The following is a 20054-nucleotide window of genomic DNA, read 5'->3' as shown; positions in this document are numbered from 1 at the left end:
ACCTGTATTCTTAATTCGTCGAACTTGCTGTGCTGAACTCTCATACGGACTACCTCCAGCTATATTTATTGTATATTGTTTAGCCTGAAAGTGTCCAAAGTGATTAGGGGGCTTTATAGAAATGTTGTGAAAAGTGCAACATTTTCGCGGGCATAACCGCCGAAACGGCTGAAATGTTGCCAAAACTGCAACATTCCCACCGCATCACGGCGACTGGGGCCAGAAATGTTGCATAAAATGCAACAATTCCCCCTCAACCCGCCCAGCGAGCGCAAAATGATGCACAAAATGCAACATTTTGCCCCTTCGGCGACGGGTGGAGGAACGTCCGCCCGCTCACACTCGCGAGTTACCAGCAAGCAAGCATACGCACGTAAGCGCGCATGCACACATGCACGCAGTTTCCCCCCACAACAAATAACCCGTCCGGCATTTGCCGCGACGGGTTTTCTTCATTCCCACACATTAACTTTTGATCGCACCCATCATGATTCCTTTGACGAAGTACTTTTGCACAAACGGGTACACCATGATGATTGGAAGGGTCGCGACCATCGTGACCGCCATCCGGATGCTTTCGCTGGATACCGGGATGCGTTTAGCGTTTTGCGCCATCTGCTGGGCATCGGTCATCATCGCGCCGGTCTGGAATTGGTTCAGGATTTTAACCAGGACCGCCTGCAGTGTCTTAAGCTCCGGTTTATACGTATAGATGTAGGAATCGTACCAGGAATTCCAATGGCCGATGGCCAGGAACAAGCCGATCGTCGCCAGCACGGGCACGCACAGCGGGAGAACGATGCGGACGAAGATCTGCAGGTCGTTCGCGCCGTCAATTTTGGCCGATTCCTCAATTTCGCCGGGGAGCTGCTCGATGAAGGTCCGCACGAGGATCATCAGGAACACGCCGATCAAGCCCGGGAAGATAAACACCCAGAACGAATCGATTAACCCCAGCGCCTTGATGACCATATACGTCGGAATCAGGCCGCCGCCGAAATACATCGTAAATACGAAGAAAAACGAGAAATACTTCCAGCCGAGCAAATAACGTTTGCTTAAGGTGTAGGCCAGCATGGAGATACAGATGATCGACACCGCGGTCCCGATCACCGTCCGCAGTGCCGTCACCTGCAGCGCGCTCCAGATTTCCGGGTTTCGGAAAATCGTGACGTAGCTGGCGAACGTAAACTCCCGCGGCCAGAAATACAGGTTACCTCGCAGCGAGTCCGTGGCGTCGTTCAGCGAGATGATGAGAATGTTCCAGAATGGATAGAACGTGACGAGAAAGATGCCCGACAGGAACAGGTATAGAGCAGTGTCAAACAGATGCTCGGTAATCGTTTTATGGTTTTTCATGCCGTTTCCTCCATGCCAGGTTTAGAACAAGGACTGGCCGTTGATTTTTTTCGCGATCTTGTTGACGATCACCACGATGATAAAGGCGACAACCGAACTGAACATACCCACGGCGGCAGCGTACGAGAACATGCCGTTCTGGATCCCGTAGCGGAACGAGTAAGTCGAGAGCACGTCCGAGTAGTCCTTCGTCAGATCGTTCCCCAGCAGGAAGTGCTGGTCGAACCCGGCGTTCAGAATGCCGCCCATAGCTAGAATCAGCAGAATGACGATCGTGGGCTTCAGATGCGGGAGCGTGATAAAACGAATCTGCTTAAACCGGTTAGCCCCATCCACCTTCGCCGCCTCATACAATTCAGGGTTGATTGAAGAGATGGCTGCCAAGTACATAATCGAGCTGTAGCCCATATCCTTCCACGTGTTGCCCAGCGCGACGATCCACCAGAAATACTTGCCGTTCTGCAGGAACAAGATGCTCTCATTCGTGATGTGAAAAAACTTCAATAGCGCGTTCACCGCCCCGTCCGAGGACAGCAACGTCACGATAATGTTGGCCGCGATGACCCAGGAGATGAAATACGGCAAATACGATGACGTCTGCACGATTTTTTTGAATTGGACGTTTTTGATTTCGTTAATCGCCAGCGCGATCAGGATCGGCATCGGAAACGAGAACAGAAGAGTGATCAACGTCGAAGCCAAAGTGTTGCGCAGGATGATCAGGAAATCGCCGTTATTGAAAAAGTAACGGAACCACTGCAGCCCAACGAATTCGCTGTGGAACAGGCTGTACCAGAATCGGCCGAGCGTGGGCTGGTAGTTGACGAACGACATATACAATCCGGCCATGGGAGTATAGGCGAACAGGATCGCCCAGATGAGCGCCGGCAGCATCAAGAGGAACAGATATTTTTGCTGTTTAAAGACGGGCCATAATTTGCGGCGCGGAATTTTCAGTTCCGTACCTTCGCGTAGATTCAAGTCGGTTTGCATAGCGGCACCTCGCATTGGTTTCTTAGTCGTGGCATTCAGCTTTACGGCTTAAAAAAATTATAAGACCCCCGAAAATTCAATGTCGATAAAGCAATGTATCGAATCATGCTTGAAAATAACTTTCATGCGAAAGGAGGATTCAGTTCGCCTGCATGTAAGCGCTATAATCAAAGAGGAGGCAGTTCAAGGAACTGCCTAACCCTTACGGTTATTAGATTCGGAAAGGCTGCATAAGAAGGGGGCTTGCGGACATGTACAGCATTTTTCTGGTGGACGACGAGGAATTGGAATTGGAGATGATGCGGGACTTCATCCGTTGGGAGGATATGGGGATTTACGTGGCCGGTGTCGGCATCAACGGGAAGGACGCTCAGGAGAAAATCCATGCCATTCAACCCGACATCGTGCTGACGGACGTACAGATGCCGCTGATGGACGGCCTGGAGCTGGCAAAGTGGGTCAGCGAATACTACGACTGGATGCAGATCGTTTTTTTGACCGGTCATGACGAGTTCAATTATGTCAAATCCGCATTGCACGTCGGCGCGGTTGGCTATTTGCTTAAGCCGCTGGACCTGGAGGAGATCACCGGGGTGATGGGGCGAGTGAAGCAGAAGTGTGAAGAAGTGCGTTTAAAATATAAATCGATCCAGATGACCAAAGCTAAACTGTTGAAGGAACTGCTCCATGAAAAAGACGCCGTACGGCGGTTGCAGCTCGCCGCCGCGCTCGGCAAGCTGGAACGGCGGGAAGTCGCCGGTACCTACACGCTGGCGCTCTGCAGCGTAGACCGCTTCACCGGCGGGGAGACGTCTGGCACGGGGGAAGCGGCAATTTCCCGCCTGCCGGAGGTGGCGGAGGAGTATTTCCACGCCGTTCGCAAGGACGCCGTGGTCGCCGCACTTCAAGAAGGCGAGCTTGCGATCTTTATCGAGGCTGAGCCCGGAAGCCAGCCGGGGGTTTCGCATGAGCAGTGGGGCACCCTGCAACAGACGATTCGGGGATTGCTGGGGCTGTCGGTGACGCTGGCCATTGACAGTGAAGAGACCGGGCCTGCCGGCATCTCCCGGCTGTATGAGCGGGCGCGTAACCTGCGAGACGAAAGGTTCTATCTTGGGCCGGGACAGATCATTTATGCCGGGGATGTCAAATCGGGGTATCCCTATGACACGCTGCCCCCCTTCCCTGAGCAGGAGTGGATGGAGGCGCTGCAGCAGCTCCGAGGCGAAGATGCAGAAGGAGTTCTGGGCGAATTTCTCACGAATGTGCGTCAGCTGCGGATCGACAAGCCGCTCGTGTACGAGTGGGGGATTGATCTGCTGGCCCGCCTGGAGGAACGGCTTCACAGCCCCAGCCTGCAAGGCTACGCTGAACCGGTCAAGCGCGCAACCCTCTACCAATCCATTTACGATTGCCAGACGCTGGAGGAAATAGAGGCAGCCATCCGGCGGGCAGCCGCGCATTATCTGGAGCTGCTGATGGAGCGATCCACGGACAAAAACGCGAGGCTTGTGCAACAAGTTTGCCAGATCATCGACCAGACGTTTCACGAGCCGATCACGATTCAAAGCTTATCCAGCCAGGTTTATCTGTCGCCGAACTATTTGCGGTCCATTTTCCGGGATAAAACCGGTATGACGATCCATGATTACCTGACGCGGATCCGCTTGGAGAAATCCAAGGAGATGTTAGCCGATCCGTCGCTGAAAGTGCAGGATATTGCCCAGAAAATCGGCTATGAGAGCACGTCCTATTTCATATCCTTATTCCTGAAAAACCAAGGAGTCACGCCCAATGAATATCGAAAAAATCTATAGGGAGACGGACGGCAGAAGCCCCGTCATGCGGCGGATCTCTTTGTTCAGGCAGCATTGGTTCGCCAATTTGCGGCTGCGCAACAAGCTGTTTATTATTTTCCTGCTCGTATCCTTCATTCCGTGCTCCGTGCTCATTTATTATTCCTATACCTCCACGCGGGACACGATCACCGAGCAGACATATGCTTCGTTAAGCGGCACGCTGAATCAGATTAATACGAATCTCGAAAACCGGCTGGGGTACTATGAGCAACTGACGAATATTCTTTATATGGACGCGCAGCTGCGGAATTTTTTGTCCAATGATTACGAACAAGCTTTTTATTATCTGGATGCGTTCCAGTATATCAATCGTACGATGTCTTCCATGTTGATCTCCAACGCCAATATTCAAGGCATCACGATTTACATCGATAACAAGACGTTATATTCCGATAAGCAGTACATCAAATACACCGAGGAGCTGCCGGACACGGTGAAGCAACAAGCGCTGAATGCGGCGGGGAGCCCGGTATACACTCATATCGACGATCCGCAGACAGGGGCGTCCTACGTTACGCTTGCTCGCTCACTCAGTTACTTCAGCTTGATGCATCCTTACGGTATCCTGACGATTAACATCGACGACAAGGAAATCTATTCCCTGATCGAAAAAGAAAACGTCAATAAGAGCGTCTACATCATCGACAGCGACGGACGCGTCATCAGCTCCGGAGATACCGCGATGAAGGGGCGACAGTTGTTTGACGTCTATCCGATTCAAGCCGATCTGACGCTGTCCGGCGGAAAGTTTGACACGCGGATCGACGGTCAGGAACGCTTTTTTACGTACAAGAAGCTAAGTAATGGTTGGACGACGGTCATTACCGTTCCTTATGACGAGTTGTTGGCCAATACGAATAAGGCGACGAAGCGGATTGTCTGGATTTCCGTAACCGTGATTGCGGTGGCTGCGCTGCTGATTTTCTTTACGGCCAAGGTGATTACGAAGCGGATCGAGGTGCTGCTGCAGCAAATTCGCAAGGTGGAGCGGGGGAATTTCCAGGTCAAACGCAAACCGATGGGCAACGATGAAATCGGGCAGCTGTCGTACGCTTTTCAGAAGATGACCACCCGAATCCAGGAGCTGATCGACGAGGTGTACGTCAAGGAAATCGCCGTGAAGGATTCGGAGTTGACGACGCTGCAGGCACAGATTAACCCGCATTTTCTGTATAACACATTGTCTTCGATTTCCTCGCTCGCCTTGAAGGAGGGCAGCACGCAGGTCTACCAAATGGTCAGCCATTTGTCGAAGTATTATCGGATCTCGCTGAACAAAGGGAAAAGGGTGGTCCTCTTGGAACAGGAAATCCAACTGGTCAAAAATTACGTTTCGATCCAGGAGATTCGGTTCCGCGGGATGCTGCACATGCATTATGATCTGGACGAGTCGTTGTTTAACCGGACGGTCATCAAGCTGATCCTGCAGCCGTTTATCGAGAACTGCATCAACCATGCGATTTGGAACGAAGCCGGCATCCACATCATCGTTAAGCTGAAGGGGGAGGGTGACGATCTCCTGCTGCAGGTGATCGACGATGGGCAGGGGATGACCCGCGAGCGGCTGGAGGAAGCGTTCAGCAAAGCCAGCAATCAATCCGGCTATGGAATCAAAAACGTAGACGACCGAATCAAGCTGGCCTATGGAGAACACTATGGCGTGGAAATCTTCAGCCGGCTCGGAATCGGGACGAATGTCACGATCCGCCTGCCGCTGAATCCGAACGCGTCCGACTTGGAAACCCGGCTGAATATGGGCTAAGCGTGGGCTAAATACCGGCCAAATCGATGAAAGTCGTTTTCCACTATGAATAGTAACATTGCGTTATGGATAAACAGGGTGGCGCTTTTTACAATTGAGGTGAGCTTGAGGTCCAAGCGCAAAAGCACAAGAGAGGGGTTTACGCGAATGAAGAAGAAGCTGCTATTCATGGTATCCTCTATGATGATCCTCGCCCTGCTTGCAGGCTGCGGGTCCGGGAACGCCCCGTCGGCCGGGGGGAATTCGCCCGCGGCGAACGGAGGAACGAACGGGGAGGCACCGGCGGATGATAAGTCGCCGATCACGTTAACGTTGTTTGACCAGAACACGGGGGATCCTTTTACAAACCCGGTAGCGAAAGCGATTACAGAAAAAACCGGCGTGACGGTAGAGATCCAACAGCCGACCGGGAATCCGGCGGAGAAGCTTAACCTGATGCTGGCGAGTAACGACTTGCCGGACATCGTGTTGATGAGCCGCGGCAGCGACATCATGAACAAGTATATTTCCTCGGGAGCCGTTATTCCGTTGGATGACTTGATCGAGAAGTACGGACCGAACATCAAGAAGATGTACGGAGATACGCTGAAGAAGACGCGCAGCATGGACGGGAAGAACTACTATTTGGCCAACTGGTACGGGCTGGAGCAGTATCCGGTGTTCGGCTTCCTGATGCGGATGGATTTGATGAAGGAGCTGGGCGTCGGAGATAAGGTGAACAACGGCGAGCCGTTTACGGCTGAAGAGTTCGAGAACCTGCTGAAGGCGTTTAAGGAGAAATACCCGACGATCGACGGCAAGGAAACCATCCCGATGACGCTGAACGGCGAGAACATGAGCGGCGTGACCGGGACGTTCAAAGGGATGTTTGGCATTATGCCGTTTTACGAGAAAGACGGCAAGCTGCTGAAGGATATCCGCGATCCACGGTACCTGGACATGATGAAATATATGAATTCCCTGTATCGTCAAGGTTTGCTCGACAAAGAGTGGGTGACGATGAAGACGAAGCAATATGAGCAGAAGCTGGGGGCAGGGAATATCTTCGCCACAGCCGACGCGGGCTGGAACGTAGGGACATCCAATGGTTTGCTGAAGGCGGATGCCCCGGACCCGGCTAAGGCGGAGGAGAGACAGTTCTACCAATATAAAGTGCTGGCGCCGGGCGTTGGACCGGACCAAACGTCTTACGGGCCAAAGAGTTCGCTCGGTTGGGACGGCATCACTATCAGCAAAACGAACAAGGATCCGGTACGCACGATCAAGTTCCTTGATTTTCTCGCCAGCGAAGAAGGGCAATATTTGATGATGTGGGGCGTGGAAGGCGAGCATTGGGACATGAAGGACGGCAAGCATGTGCCGCATCAGGAAGTATTGGACGCCTTCAAGAAGGATTGGGCGGAAGCTTCCCGCACGACCGGGATCCGCAAATGGACCTGGACGATCAAGAACGGACCGGGCTCCGACGGTACGCCGTATGACCTGATCGGCCGCGGCATGAACGATCCGACGACCGACCTCGCGATCAAGAACCTCGCGGACACGTCGTTCGACACGGCTCCTTACGATAGCCTTGGCCCGGCCGGCGGTACGCCGGAAGCGATCATGGAGACGAAGGTTAACGAAACGATTAACGAGTTCTTCCTGAAGATGGCCCTGGCTCCAAGCGAGCAGGAGTTGGTCGCCTTGTACGACACCATGATGAAGCAGGTGGATGCCGCCGGCTTGCCGAAACTGGAGGAAGTCTACAACAAGAACTACGAAGAGCGCATGAAATTGTGGGAATAGAGCAGTAGGGCAGAGCGACGCGAGTCGCGGGGGACGATGGGGTCCTCCGCGGGCTCGCGTTTTTTTGGGAAGTAGGTGCCTACGTACCCCCTCCACCCCTGCCACCCCCGCCACAAACCTGCGACAAGCGCAAATGTTGCAGTTTGTGCAACATTCTAATCGGGACCACGGGCGTTCTAGTTAAAATGCTGCATAAAGTTCAGCATTTTTGGAGCAGAAGGCCCAAATTGCCATGAAATGTTGCACTAAATGCAACATTTTACGCCTTAGGGCTCCAGGTGAGCCCAAAATGTTGCAGGAATTGCAACATTGGCTCGTATTACCCGCATCGACCGCACACAATGGCACCATTCACACCGAAGCATCACAACGCATTTCTTCCACACTATTTGCACCTTACGCGCCTTCGTCTATCCACAAAAATCGTGCCTTTGGGTTTGGGGAACTACATGATGACTAAGTCGCTCCACCTTCCAATCAGAACGACAGAAATCCAACCGTTGTTATATGGTTCCGCTTACATGGTGGACTTATAATGAACCCCAAGAGGTGATACGGTGCTTACCAAACTTGCAAAATACCGCTGGCAGTATCTTATGGTTCTGCCCGCTGTCGTCTTACTGTTCCTGTTCAGCTATGTGCCGATGGCGGGCATCCAGGTGGCGTTTAAGGAGTTTCAAATCGGCACGACGATATGGAACAGCCCTTGGGTGGGGCTAGAGAATTTTGCGTTTCTGCAGGACGATCAATTTTGGCTGGTGGTGCGGAACACGGTGTACATCGCCGTCCTGAAATTCGTGTTCGGGTTTCCGGCGCCCATCCTGCTGGCGCTGTTGATCAACGAGCTGCGGCATAACGGCTTCAAGCGATTCGTCCAATCCGTCAGCTATTTGCCGCATTTTTTCTCCTGGATCGTCGTTGCGTACATTTTGCAGTCCTTCCTGACGCTGGATGGCGGACTGGTGAACCAGCTGATCGCGAACCTGGGCGGCGACCCGGTCTTCTTCCTGGGATCGACGCAGTGGTTCCGCCCGATGATCGTCACAAGCAGTTTATGGAAAGAAGTCGGATGGAACACGATTCTATACTTGGCCGCCATTACGACCATCGATCCGCAGCTGTATGAGGCGGCCAAGGTGGAGGGAGCGGGGAAATGGGCGCAGATGCGGCACATTACGCTGCCGGGAATGATGCCCACCATTTCGATCGTGCTGATCCTCAGCATGCCAAGCTTGATCGCCGTTGGGATGGATCAGATCTACCCGCTGATGAATCCGGCCAACCAGCCGGTCGCGGACGTGCTGGATACGTACATTTTGCGAAGCGGCTTGCAGCAGGGGTATTTCGGGATGGCGACCGCCGTCGGGATGTTATCCTCTTTGCTAAGCCTGATCCTGGTGATCGGCACGAACCAGCTGTCCAGAAAAGCTAACGGAGAGGGGCTGTGGTAAACGATGCAAACTTCCAAGGGCGAAAAAATCAGCCAAGCCGTCATCGTCTTCCTGATGCTGCTCCTGTGCGCTTCGGTCATCTACCCCTTCATGTATATGCTGTCGATTTCGCTCAACGTTGGCAGCGACGCAGCCAAAGGCGGGGTGTATCTGTGGCCTAGGCAGTTCACCTGGGCGAATTACGAGATCGTATTGGGCAACGTCGTCATTCGGCATGCCTACCTGATCACGGTCACCCGAACCCTTATCGGTACGTTGGCCGGACTGTTAGTGACGCTGCTTGCCGCATTTGGACTGTCCTACGAGCGAATGCCGCTTCGGGGCGTCCTGTTGACCTATGTGCTGATCACGATGTTGTTCAGCGGCGGGTTGATCCCGTTTTACATCCAGCTGAACGAGCTGCATTTGCTAAACACGTTTTGGGTCTATATCGTCCCCGGGGCGTTTTCAGCCTGGAACATGTTCGTCATGCTGAAGTTCATTCAGGGTATTCCGGCCGCGCTTGTGGAATCCGCGGAGATTGACGGAGCTAATCCGATCCGCGTGCTGTTGTCGGTCATCTTGCCGTTATCGAAGCCGATGTTGGCCGCACTCGCCTTGTTTACGGCCGTCGGCCATTGGAACGACTGGTTTGCAGGGGCGTTTTTCGTCACGGACCAAAACCTGATTCCGGTGCAAACCTTCCTCCAGCAGCTATTGTCGGCACAAAATATCTCGACGGTGCTAGGCTCGAACAACAACATCGAATCGCTTGCCCGCGGCACCCAGCTGTCCAACGTGACGCTGATGTCGATCAAGATGGCGACCGTGATGGTCAGCGCGATTCCGATCCTTTGCGTTTATCCGTTTTTGCAGAAGTATTTCGTTAAAGGAGTACTCATCGGCTCCGTCAAGGGGTGATGTTACCTCATAAACATCAGGGATCGGCAGAAGCAAGCAACTGGATGAAATCTCACACGTTGAATCAAAAAATGAAGGGGGAAACGATGTTGAATTCACGGAAAACTTGGATTCGAAGATGGATGGCAGCCACGCTTGCGGCGTTCATGATTGCCTTGGCAGCTTGTTCCGGCGGCGGGGGAAACGGAGGCGGCGCAGAAACCAACAGCTCCGAAGGCGGGAATGCCGCAACAAGCGAAGACACCTCGACTTTTAAGCTATGGCTCGGCTGGACCGCCATGATCAACAACAACAGCATGGTGCAAAATTACTGGCGCGAGCATGAGCCGTTCATCGATCTTCAGTTGGAATCAACGCAGGGCGATGCCATGACGGCGCTTAACCTGAAGCTGAACACGGGCGGCTTCGAGGATGCGGCGATCTTCGGCCGCGGTGATATTGTCGATAACGCCATGATCCGCTCCAATACGATCCTGCCTCTGGAGCAATACTTCGACATGCCGGACAAATATCCAGGGCTTGCCTCGATTCCGAAGGAATATCTGGAGCCCATGAAGGATGAGGAGGGCCATATTTGGTCGATTCCGACCTGGTTTGACCAGCATCCGGAAGATCCATGGCCGGGGTGGGCCTCCGGTGGCTGGTTCGTTCGCACTGATGTCCTGGAGAAGACCGGCATGACGATGGACGATCTAAAAACGCTGGACGGCGTGGAGAAATATTTGAAGCTCGCTGCCGAGCAAGAGGATGCGAACGGCAACAAGCTGATCCCGCTTAGCTTCCTGTCTGAGGCCAGCGACGAGAACGTCATCCTGAGCACCTTCGGCGTGACCACGACAGCGGCCGGCGGCGTCATCCCTGTGGAGAAGAAAGGCGGCGAGTACGTCTTTATCTACGACGACCCGCAGTACAAGGCGGCTTATCAATGGATGAACCGGATGTACCGCGAAGGTCTCCTGGACCATGAAGTGATGACCGACAAGAAGGAACGCTACAAGGAAAAAAACAAAACCGGGCGCATTGCGATGAATACCGGCGGTTTCTTTAATATGGACGCCCAGCTGTGGGAAGTCCTCGACGGTCCGACGGAGCCGGCCTGGTATTATGAGACGATTCCGTATCCTCAGGTCGAGGGCGTAAGCCAGCTCGGGTATAACCAGATTATCAATCCGTTCCCGGGAAATGACGTCTACATTAGCAAAAAGACGAAAAACCTGGACGCCATCCTCAAGTTCTTCGATTACACCCTGCAGCCGAAACCGGAGCAGCAGCAAGTGGTTAACGAAGGTCCGGCCGGCGTGTTCTGGGACTGGGTTGACGGTCCGCTGGGCAAGTGGGAGTACACGGACGCAGAATACCAGACCCTGCACGACTCGGGAGATCAGGCGAAGAAGGTCAGCACCACGCCAGAACTATATATGACTTCCTCCTACAGCAACGAATGGTACCCGTGGTGGAACTACAATTTGACCGAGCCAAAGGGCCGTCTGAAGACGATCGATTTCACCGAGAAAATCGGCAAAATGGGCACGATCCGCGTCGCGGAGCCGTATGACCGGGTCAAAGCGAAGGCGGGAGGCTTATGGGAGAAATATTTGCCGGAGCTGGATGCCGTCAAAACCGAATATAAAGCCAAGCTGATCATGGCCAAGGACGAAGCCGCTTTCGAAGAGGCATGGAACGAGTTCCAGGCCGCGTTGGAGAAACGTGCTCACTGGAGCGAGCTGAAGACCGAATGGCAGGAACAGCTGAAGGCCGAGGAACAAAACGGCTAACACCAGGCGTTATGCAGCGGTGTCGACCGCTCTGAAACAAGGTTGCCCCGATCTTTACAAGGATCGGGGGCAGCCCTGTTTTTGCTGTTATGAGGGTTCTGAATAATAACTGCCTACATGCAGTTATTTCTCCGCCCGGCCCAAAGAGGTCGTTACTTCTCTGAATTCGTGTAAGCAGCGGCAAAGTAAAAGGTCCACTCTTGATATAAGGGGAAGGAGCAGCAAGCGTGAGAGTATGGCTGGAGAACCGCGTAATCCGCTTTACCCGGGGGATGAACCTCCGAAGGAAAATCTTCGTTATGTACGGCCTGATTTTGCTGGTGCCCAGCTTGATCCTCGGCGGCATCACAATGGGAGTGGTTGTGCGCAGCTTTCACGAAAATTACGTGGCGACCGTTGACGAATCGATCAAGCAGACCGCAATCAACGTTGATTACAGCAAGAAAAGCTACGACCTGCTGGCGATTCGCACGGCGACCGATAGTGAGCTGATCGCCCGGCTTGGGCGGGAATATGCGGACATGACACAGATTATTGATACCGTCGATTATCTGGATCGCAATTTCATGCTGACGAGTAAGTATTTGCCGGGGATCATAGATTTTCGCATTTATCATACCAACGATACCTTGGTGGAGGACGGACGGCTCTTGTGGCGGCCGCAGCATCGGCTTCTGTCCGGACTGGACGAATGGGACTGGTACGAGAAGACGATGGCTTCCTCTACGCTCCTGTTCTGGAGCACGGCGCCGGAACATCCCGGCCGGATCGTGTTGACGAGCAAAATTTTAAACAGCGCTGGGGAGCCGCTTGGCATGGTGTATATCTTGCTGGACTATAACGTTGTGTTCGGCAATTTGCTGAAGCACCCTTTTGCCGAGGACGGAAGTTTGTACATTGTGGATGACGAAAAACGCATATTGGCCACGACCGAACAGGACAAGATTGGCCGTCGCGTTCTGGCGTCGGGCTGGCCGGAGGGGGACGATGGGATCGAGGGCAGGAGGAGTGGAGAGATCGACAAGGAAGATCCGGCCGCGGCCGCCGTTTATGACCTGACCGGGACTAAACAGCTCGTAACGCTTGAACCTCTCACCTCCGGTTGGTATGTCGTCGCCTTAACGCAGATGAAGTATATGGACGGCAGGAGCATCACCCTGTTGGCGTTGATCGCCGGGACGGCGATCCTCCTGCTGGTGCTCTCCATGTTCCTGATTACGACGATTATCAATAACGTCGTCCGGCGTATCCGACGGCTGGGGCATCGGATGTACGATCTATCGCGCGGCGAATTCGACGTAACGATCCGTAACAAGGTACAGGATGAACTTGGCGATCTGGAGCTGATGTTCAATTCCATGTCGGAGCGGCTCGGAGGTTTGGTTGAAGACATCCGAACCTCGAGTTTGCTGGAGAGGGAGCAAGCCTTTAAGGCGATGCAGGCGCAGATCAATCCGCATTTTATCTACAATTCCTTGAGTCTGCTCCGCTGGCGTGCGCTGGACGCGCAAGACGAAGAGCAGGTCCGTATCATTGACGCGTTGAGTACCTTCTACCGACAGACGTTAAACAACCAGGTCGCGGTGATTCCGATTCGCGAGGAATTGGAGCATGTGAAGGCATATCTGGAGGTACAGCAGCTGCGGTATCCGGAGCGGGTCCGGCTCGAATGGGACATCGAGGAGCAGGTACTCTCCTTGTATACGCTAAAAACCTTGCTTCAACCGATCGTAGAGAACTGTTACGCACATGGGGCCATAACACGAAGAGGGGATGGGGCAATTCGCATCGCCGTATGGCGGAACGGCGACAGCGTTGCCATGTCGGTGGTCGATAACGGCCAAGGAATCGCGCCGGAGGTGCTGGCCGCGTTGGAGGCAGGGACTTACCTTGGCAGCGGGAACGGGTTCGGGACGGCGAACATCCGGGAGCGATTGGCGTTATATTTTGGCGAGGAAGCGGCATTGAAGCTGGACAGTGAGGCGGGAGACTGGACGCGGGCAACGATCCGGTTTCCGGCATGTACCGAGCCGCCCATCATCCGAAGAAGGGGCTGAGAAGACATGGAATTGCTGAAGGTACTGATCGTGGATGACGAGCCATCGAACATTCAGGGTTTGGTGCGCTACATCCAGTGGCGGGAGCTCGGGTATGAGGAGCCGCAGACGGGAGAATCGGGCGAGGAGGCCTTGGACGCGATTCGCCAAACGGCATTTGACGTCCTGATTTCCGACGTCGCCATGCCCGGCATGAACGGCATCGAGCTGGTTGCCCGGGCGAAAGAGCTGCTTCCCCGGCTTCAAGTGCTGATGATCAGCGGATACAACGAATTCGAGTTCGTACAGGACGCCATCCATGTCGGGGCGCAAGGGTACGTGCTCAAGCCATTGAAGCTGGAAGAAGTGTCAAACCGTTTAACGACGATGCGGGAAACGCTGGAGAACATGCGCAGGCTGGCCGAGCAGACTGAGGATTTGAAGCGAAAAGTGTCCGGCAGCCAGCGCCTGGTCCGGGAACGCGTCCTCAGCGATCTGCTGGCTGGACTTGTCCCCGGGGAAGATATGGAAGCTTCCTGGGACGGCTTGATGGAGCTGCCTTCGGCGGTTCGTGAATTACGCCTGTTTGTGTTCAGTCTGGACCATTTCTTGTCGTTGAAACAACGGGCCGAGGAGCGGGTCGTGCTGTCGGCCTTGTTCCGCCAGACGGTCGACGTCGCCTTGTCCGGGTTCGGTTCAGTTTGGCTGGCGCAAACGTCTCCCGATGAAATCGCCGCTTTACAGCTGGACCCGTCGGCAGAGGACAAAGCGCGGATCGAGAAGCAGCTGAGGTTCGTTCAGGTTATTTTGCAGGAGCAGCATGACTCGACCGTAACGATAGGCTGCAGTCCGACGGTAAGCCACTGGAAGGAACTTCCCGATCGCTATAAGGAGATCAGGTTCCGTATGGCCCAGGCTCGCTTGATTGCGGATGGGCAAATCGTGAGAGGAGAAACGCCGGATGCCGGCGCGTTCGATGATTACCGTCTACGGGAGCAGTGGATTCCGGAAGCCATCCGGCAAATGGAGGGGGGAGATGCTGCCGCCGTCCGGGAAAAGATGAACCGGGTAATTGACCTGCTGTCAGGACAGCCTTCTTTTTCCTACGTACAGGCCATCGGCATGAGCTTCCTCAGCGAGTTGATCCGAACGCTTCGGCGGGGCGGCGAGGCAGACCAGGAAACGAATATCGTGCTTTGGCGCCAAATGCTGGATTGCAGCAGCGCGGAACAAATCATCGAATTTCTGATGGAGTGCGTGGATCGGTATATGACGGTGGAGGCGCAGGAACGGATGAACCAGCAGCGCCATTTGATCCGGAAGGTAGCCGCGTTTATCGACGAACGGGTGCAGGACAACTGGACGGTTAAACAGCTTGGCGAGCGGTTCAATTTGAACGCCAGCTATTTGAGCGTGTTGTTCAAGAAGGAAATGGGCAAGACGATTTCGGAATACGTCCAGGAAACCCGCATTCGGCAAGCGAAAGAACTGCTGTGCGACCCGAGCATCAAGGTTTACGAGGTGGCCGATCGCGTAGGCATCCAGACCTCGGCGTATTTTACGTACTTGTTTAAGAAGCTGGTCGGCTGCACGCCTCAGGAATACCGGGATTACCGGTGATCCCAAAAAAGTCATTTCCCGTTATCGATCGGAACATCGCTCTATAGAACCCTCTGGAGTTCGATCTTATAATGAGGGCGAATAGGCGGAGAAGGAGTGGAGTTGGATGACCATGGATGGATCGATCTCGGCAAAAGTCCGCTTTGCGGCGGATTCGGATACGCAATTGCGTTTGGAGAACGGGCTCGCCCAATTAACCTTTGATCTGGCAGTAGGCGAATTCGCGTTTAGCTGCTGCGGCGCATGTAGCTGGAGCGGGATCCATAGCGCATTCCGGTGGCAAGGCCGGGAATACCATACCGGCATGTACGAGAGCCATCAGGCGTACGGGGAGCCGAAGGAGCTGAACGATCGTTTCGGCCAAGGAGTTCAGGTTGTGGTTCGGCATGAAAAACCCGGATTGCCGGAGGTAGAACAACATTTTTATCTTTATGAGCAGCAGCCGTTCTTTTTGATCCGGGTCGTTGTGGTCGGCGAGGACGATATGAAGCTGAACCGGATTGCGGTGATGAAGTCCGCTAAGCTGGAGATCGAAAAAGACTCTGGTAACGGGCTATTCGGGGAGGACCAGCTGCATGCCCTTCGCATCCCTTACGACAACGATAAATGGGTACGCTACATCGCCAAGGCGCTGCCTTGGGAGACGGAAAGCTACGAAGCGGCAGTGCTCTTCTATCCGGGGAGCCGACAGGGGTTCGTGACCGGTTCAGTATCCCATGACGTGTGGAAGACCGGCATCCGAATTCGAAGCGAACAACCTGACAAGCTGGACGACTTCGAGCTGTATGCCGGGGCGACAAGCGAGATGACGCGCGATACGCAGCCGCACGGTTATGTTCACGGCCCCCGGGTCGCATCCCCGCTCGTATTCGCGGGGTATTACGACGACTACCGCGAGGGGTTGGAGGCGTACGGCCGAGCCAACGCGGCGGTCGAACCACCGCTGAAATGGGAGGGCGGCGTGCCTTTTGGCTGGAACAGCTGGTCGGCGGCGATGAGCACGTTGGATTACGAGTTGTATGTATCGACGAGTGATTTTTTGAAACGCGAGGTACAGCCTTTGGGGTTTGAGAGCGACGGTGCGCTTTACATCAATTTCGATGCGTTCTGGGACCGGCTGACGGCGGAGGAAATGGCCGATGCGTTGCGACGGGTGCGGGCAAACGGGCACAAGCCGGGCACGTATTGGACGCCCTTTGCATTCTGGGGCGGACCGGAGCAATTCGGCCGCGAAGTGGAGGGTACGGACGGCAAGTATACCTATGGCGAGATTCTGCTCCGCGATGCGGAGGGGGAGATCGTGGCGGACATCGCCGGCGGTCTGGCGATCGATCCGACACATCCCGGGGCTTTGCGGCGCATCGACTGGTTTACGGAGAAGGTGATCCGCGAAGGCTTCGAATACATCAAGCTGGACTTCATGGCGCATGGGGCGCTGGAAGGGAAGCATGATGACCCGGCCATCACGACCGGAATCGCCGCATACCGCCACGGCTTATCTTATTTGGCAGCGAAGCTGTCGCCGGAGGCGGCGGGACGGCCGTTCTTCATCAATCTGTCGATCGCGCCGCTCTTTCCGTACGCCTTTGCTCACAGCCGCCGCATTTCCTGCGACGTGTTCGGACAAATCGGCGATACCGAATATTTGCTGAATTCGCTGACCTATGGCTGGTGGATGAACGATTCGCTTTATCGTTTCAACGACCCGGACCACACGGTGCTGTACAAAAGCTTTAACCAGGAAGCAACAGGCTACCAGGAAGGGCGGAGCCGGTTGACAGCGGCGACCCTCGCCGGAACGTTACTGCTGCTTGGCGACGACTTCCGCAAGGAAGGGGCGGCGGAGCGCGCCAGAGCCTGGCTCGGCAACCGCGCGGTGATGGACGTGGCGCGCATGGGACGAACTTTCCGGCCGTTGGAGTGGGGGTTCGGCGACCGGGCGGCCGATGTGTTCGTGTCGGATGCTCCCGGCGAAGCGCTGTATATCGCGGTGTTTAACTTTGACGGGACGACAGCAGCACGGAAGACCGTATCTCTGTCGCGGGCGGGGCTTGATCCGAACACGCGATATCAGGTGGTCGATTTGTGGGAAGGCACGGAGCAGGAAACCATAGGCGAATTGGTCGTTGACCTGGAGCCGGCGGAAGCCAAAATACTTAAACTCAGCGGACGGTGATCAGAACATGGCTATTTGGGTAGATGAACTAAACCGATTATTCGCCTTACAAACGAATGGCAGCTCCTATGTGTTTGGCTTAAACGAGAAGGGGCGGCTCCAGCATTTGTACTGGGGAGCGCCTATTGATCCGTCGGAGGCGTTGCCGCTGCTCGGGACGCGGGGGCACAGCTCCTTCGACGCGGAAATCGAACGGGAAGCGGAGGAGTACAGCTTCTGGGGCGGCGTCGGGTATGTCGAGCCGTCGCTGAAAGTGACTTGGCCCGACGGGGTGCGTGATTTCTGTCCGCAATATACCGGGTATCTGGTGGATCGGCAGAGCGGGAAAGAAACGCTGACCCTCACGTTTCGGGACGAAGTGTACCCGTTGGAGGTCCGTTTGAGCTACGCGGCGATTTCCGAGCACGACGTGCTGGAACGAACTGTTAGCTTCGTGAATTTAGGCGACGCGCCGGTGCTGCTGGAGACGATCCAGTCGGCGGCCTGGACGATGCCGGTGTTACGGGACTACCGGTTCACGCATGTTACCGGTAAATGGGCAGGCGAATTTCAACTGCGTCGTACCTTCCTATCCGAGGGAAAAAAGGTGCTGGAATCGCGGCGCGGCTTTACCGACGGCCATGCCAATCCATGGTTTGCCGTCGAGGATGGGACGGCGACGGAGGAACGAGGCGACGTCTGGTTTGGGGCACTGGCGTGGAGCGGTAACTGGAAGATCGTCGCTGAACAAACCGCGTTTGGTCACGTTCGCGTGACCGGCGGCATCCACGACTTCGACAGCACGTGGCAGCTTGGCCCCGGCGAATCGTTCGAGGCACCTGCATTCATCGGTGGTTACAGCACCGCCGGGTTCGGCGGGATGAGCCGGCAGTTGCACCGCTATCAACACGATGATGTGTTGCCGAGCCGAGAGCCGCGCAAGGTGCTGTACAACTCTTGGGAAGCGACGTATTTCGATGTGAACGCGCAGGACCAAATGGCCCTGGCGGAGCGCGCGGCCAAGCTGGGCGTCGAGTTGTTCGTCGTTGACGACGGCTGGTTCGGGGCGCGTAACCACGACCGCGCCGGACTCGGCGATTGGGTCGTCAACCGGGAGAAGTTCCCGAACGGGCTTGGCGAACTGATCGAACGGGTGCATGAACTTGGCATGGAGTTCGGGATCTGGGTGGAGCCCGAAGCGGTGAATCCGGACAGCGACTTGTACCGGAGCCATCCGGATTGGGTGTATCATTTTCCGACTCGAGGCCGGACGGAGCTGCGCAATCAGCTACTCTTAAACATCTCCAAGCCGGAGGTGAAAAGCTATATCCTGGAGTTCATGACCGACCTGCTTAGTCAGCATCAGATCAAGTTCATCAAATGGGACATGAACCGGACGGTGACCGAGCCGGGGATGAAGGACCATCCGCTGAACCGCCAGAAGGAGATCTGGATTCGCCATGTGCAGAGCCTGTATGAGATCTGGGCCGAGCTGCGCCGCCGCTTTCCGCACGTGGAATTCGAGACCTGTGCCGGCGGGGGCTCGCGGATCGATCTTGGCATCTTCCGTTATGCCGACCAGGCCTGGCCGAGCGATAACACCGATGCGTTTGATCGGCTGAGCATCCAGGAGGGCTTCTCCTATGTGTACGCGCCGAAGATGATGACCTGCTGGGTGACCGAGTCGCCCACCGGGATGAACCGCCGCGTTCTGTCGCTGCCGTACCGGTTCCACAGCGCGATGATGGGGACGCTGGGCATCGGCGCGAACCTGAATCATTGGAGCGATGCGGAGCTCGAAGAGGCGGCCGGATTCGTCCGGCAACACAAAGCGATCCGTCCGCTGGTGCAGTTCGGCGACCAGTATCGGCTGGATTCGCTGGGTCACCTGGGCGTAACCGCGGTCCAGTACGTGGACGAAAGTCGCGGGGAAAGCGTGCTGCTGGCGTTCCTGCATTCGCAACGACTTGGCGATCGTCTGCCGCGTTTGCGCCTGCAAGGGCTCATCCCGGACAAATCCTACGCGATCGAAGGGCTGCCCGGCACCCGAAGCGGCCGGAGCCTGATGCAAATCGGGCTGGAGCTCCCGCTGCGCGGCGACTTCGACAGCCTGCTGTACCGGATCCGCGAAGCGTAGCGTTGTTGTTTACGGATAACCCCAGCCTACTGTGAGGATAGGCTGGGGTTATTTGCGTTGAAATGTGTTCGTTTTTTCATATACATAATGCGGACGGCGGCAAAAATGATTCATTCTATTCGATTTTTCATACAGATTCTGTGCCTAAGACCTGATGAGGCGAGAATGTATATGAAATTTCATCTACATTTCGTTGAAATTGCCAGAAACGTTCCATTC

The 20054-nt window shown here is 55.0% G+C and carries 12 protein-coding genes; 10 read left to right on the top strand and 2 right to left on the bottom strand.

Annotated elements, in window-relative coordinates; all coding sequences use genetic code 11:
• Positions 1 to 465: 465 nt before the first annotated feature.
• Both KJS42_RS16885 and KJS42_RS16880 read right to left on the bottom strand, forming a co-directional pair.
• Entirely contained in the window at positions 466 to 1359 is an 894-nt protein-coding gene (locus KJS42_RS16885; RefSeq protein WP_155606355.1) for a carbohydrate ABC transporter permease, read from the bottom strand.
• Positions 1360 to 1380: 21 nt separating this feature from the next.
• Positions 1381 to 2352, bottom strand: coding sequence for an ABC transporter permease (locus KJS42_RS16880; protein ID WP_155606356.1), 972 nt, complete (start codon positions 2350 to 2352; stop codon positions 1381 to 1383).
• A gap of 251 nt (positions 2353 to 2603) precedes the next feature.
• Between KJS42_RS16880 and KJS42_RS16875 the strand changes: the two genes are divergently transcribed.
• The 10 genes from KJS42_RS16875 (at position 2604) to KJS42_RS16830 (ending at position 19835) form a co-directional block, all read left to right on the top strand.
• On the top strand, positions 2604 to 4169 hold the full coding sequence (locus tag KJS42_RS16875; RefSeq protein ID WP_213623527.1) for a response regulator: 1566 nt from the start codon (positions 2604 to 2606) through the stop codon (positions 4167 to 4169).
• Positions 4147 to 5973: a sensor histidine kinase gene (locus tag KJS42_RS16870; protein WP_155606358.1), complete on the top strand. Its 1827-nt coding sequence runs from the start codon at positions 4147 to 4149 to the stop codon at positions 5971 to 5973. Before KJS42_RS16875 ends, KJS42_RS16870 begins: the two co-directional genes overlap by 23 nt.
• Before the next feature lie 147 nt (positions 5974 to 6120).
• A complete protein-coding gene (locus tag KJS42_RS16865; protein ID WP_445259974.1) occupies positions 6121 to 7761 on the top strand; it encodes an ABC transporter substrate-binding protein in 1641 nt (546 codons plus the stop codon).
• Between the two features lie 557 nt (positions 7762 to 8318).
• Positions 8319 to 9212: an ABC transporter permease gene (locus KJS42_RS16860; protein ID WP_244868528.1), complete on the top strand. Its 894-nt coding sequence runs from the start codon at positions 8319 to 8321 to the stop codon at positions 9210 to 9212.
• 3 nt (positions 9213 to 9215) lie between these two features.
• Complete coding sequence (locus KJS42_RS16855; protein ID WP_213623526.1) at positions 9216 to 10112, top strand: carbohydrate ABC transporter permease; 897 nt, start codon at positions 9216 to 9218, stop codon at positions 10110 to 10112.
• Positions 10113 to 10201: 89 nt separating this feature from the next.
• Entirely contained in the window at positions 10202 to 11887 is a 1686-nt protein-coding gene (locus KJS42_RS16850; RefSeq protein WP_483311282.1) for a type 2 periplasmic-binding domain-containing protein, read from the top strand.
• A 227-nt stretch (positions 11888 to 12114) separates the two neighbouring features.
• The gene (locus KJS42_RS16845) at positions 12115 to 13944 is read left to right on the top strand and encodes a cache domain-containing sensor histidine kinase (protein ID WP_244868527.1); all 1830 of its coding nucleotides are present in this window, start codon (positions 12115 to 12117) and stop codon (positions 13942 to 13944) included.
• Between the two features lie 6 nt (positions 13945 to 13950).
• Positions 13951 to 15543, top strand: a complete 1593-nt coding sequence (locus KJS42_RS16840; protein ID WP_213623524.1) for a response regulator — start codon at positions 13951 to 13953, stop codon at positions 15541 to 15543.
• A gap of 106 nt (positions 15544 to 15649) precedes the next feature.
• The gene (locus tag KJS42_RS16835) at positions 15650 to 17719 is read left to right on the top strand and encodes an alpha-galactosidase (protein ID WP_213623523.1); all 2070 of its coding nucleotides are present in this window, start codon (positions 15650 to 15652) and stop codon (positions 17717 to 17719) included.
• A 7-nt stretch (positions 17720 to 17726) separates the two neighbouring features.
• Positions 17727 to 19835 carry an alpha-galactosidase gene (locus tag KJS42_RS16830; RefSeq protein WP_213623522.1) on the top strand — a complete coding sequence of 703 codons (2109 nt, stop codon included), beginning with the start codon at positions 17727 to 17729 and terminating at the stop codon, positions 19833 to 19835.
• Positions 19836 to 20054 lie beyond the last annotated feature (219 nt).

The sequence above is a fragment of the Paenibacillus sp. J53TS2 genome (genome assembly GCF_018403305.1).
GTDB classification, from domain to species: Bacteria; Bacillota; Bacilli; order Paenibacillales; family Paenibacillaceae; genus Fontibacillus; species Fontibacillus rhizolycopersici.
Note: the sequence above shows the minus strand (reverse complement) of the source record. Positions and strands in the feature narration are given on the sequence as shown.

Coding starts and splice junctions, on each gene's coding strand:
- KJS42_RS16830 (WP_213623522.1), top strand. CDS start 17,727: ATGGCTATTTGGGTAGATGAACTAAACCGATTATTCGCCTTACAAACG.
- KJS42_RS16835 (WP_213623523.1), top strand. CDS start 15,650: ATGACCATGGATGGATCGATCTCGGCAAAAGTCCGCTTTGCGGCGGAT.
- KJS42_RS16865 (WP_445259974.1), top strand. CDS start 6,121: ATGAAGAAGAAGCTGCTATTCATGGTATCCTCTATGATGATCCTCGCC.
- KJS42_RS16840 (WP_213623524.1), top strand. CDS start 13,951: ATGGAATTGCTGAAGGTACTGATCGTGGATGACGAGCCATCGAACATT.
- KJS42_RS16855 (WP_213623526.1), top strand. CDS start 9,216: ATGCAAACTTCCAAGGGCGAAAAAATCAGCCAAGCCGTCATCGTCTTC.
- KJS42_RS16875 (WP_213623527.1), top strand. CDS start 2,604: ATGTACAGCATTTTTCTGGTGGACGACGAGGAATTGGAATTGGAGATG.
- KJS42_RS16880 (WP_155606356.1), bottom strand. CDS start 2,352: ATGCAAACCGACTTGAATCTACGCGAAGGTACGGAACTGAAAATTCCG.
- KJS42_RS16885 (WP_155606355.1), bottom strand. CDS start 1,359: ATGAAAAACCATAAAACGATTACCGAGCATCTGTTTGACACTGCTCTA.
- KJS42_RS16870 (WP_155606358.1), top strand. CDS start 4,147: ATGAATATCGAAAAAATCTATAGGGAGACGGACGGCAGAAGCCCCGTC.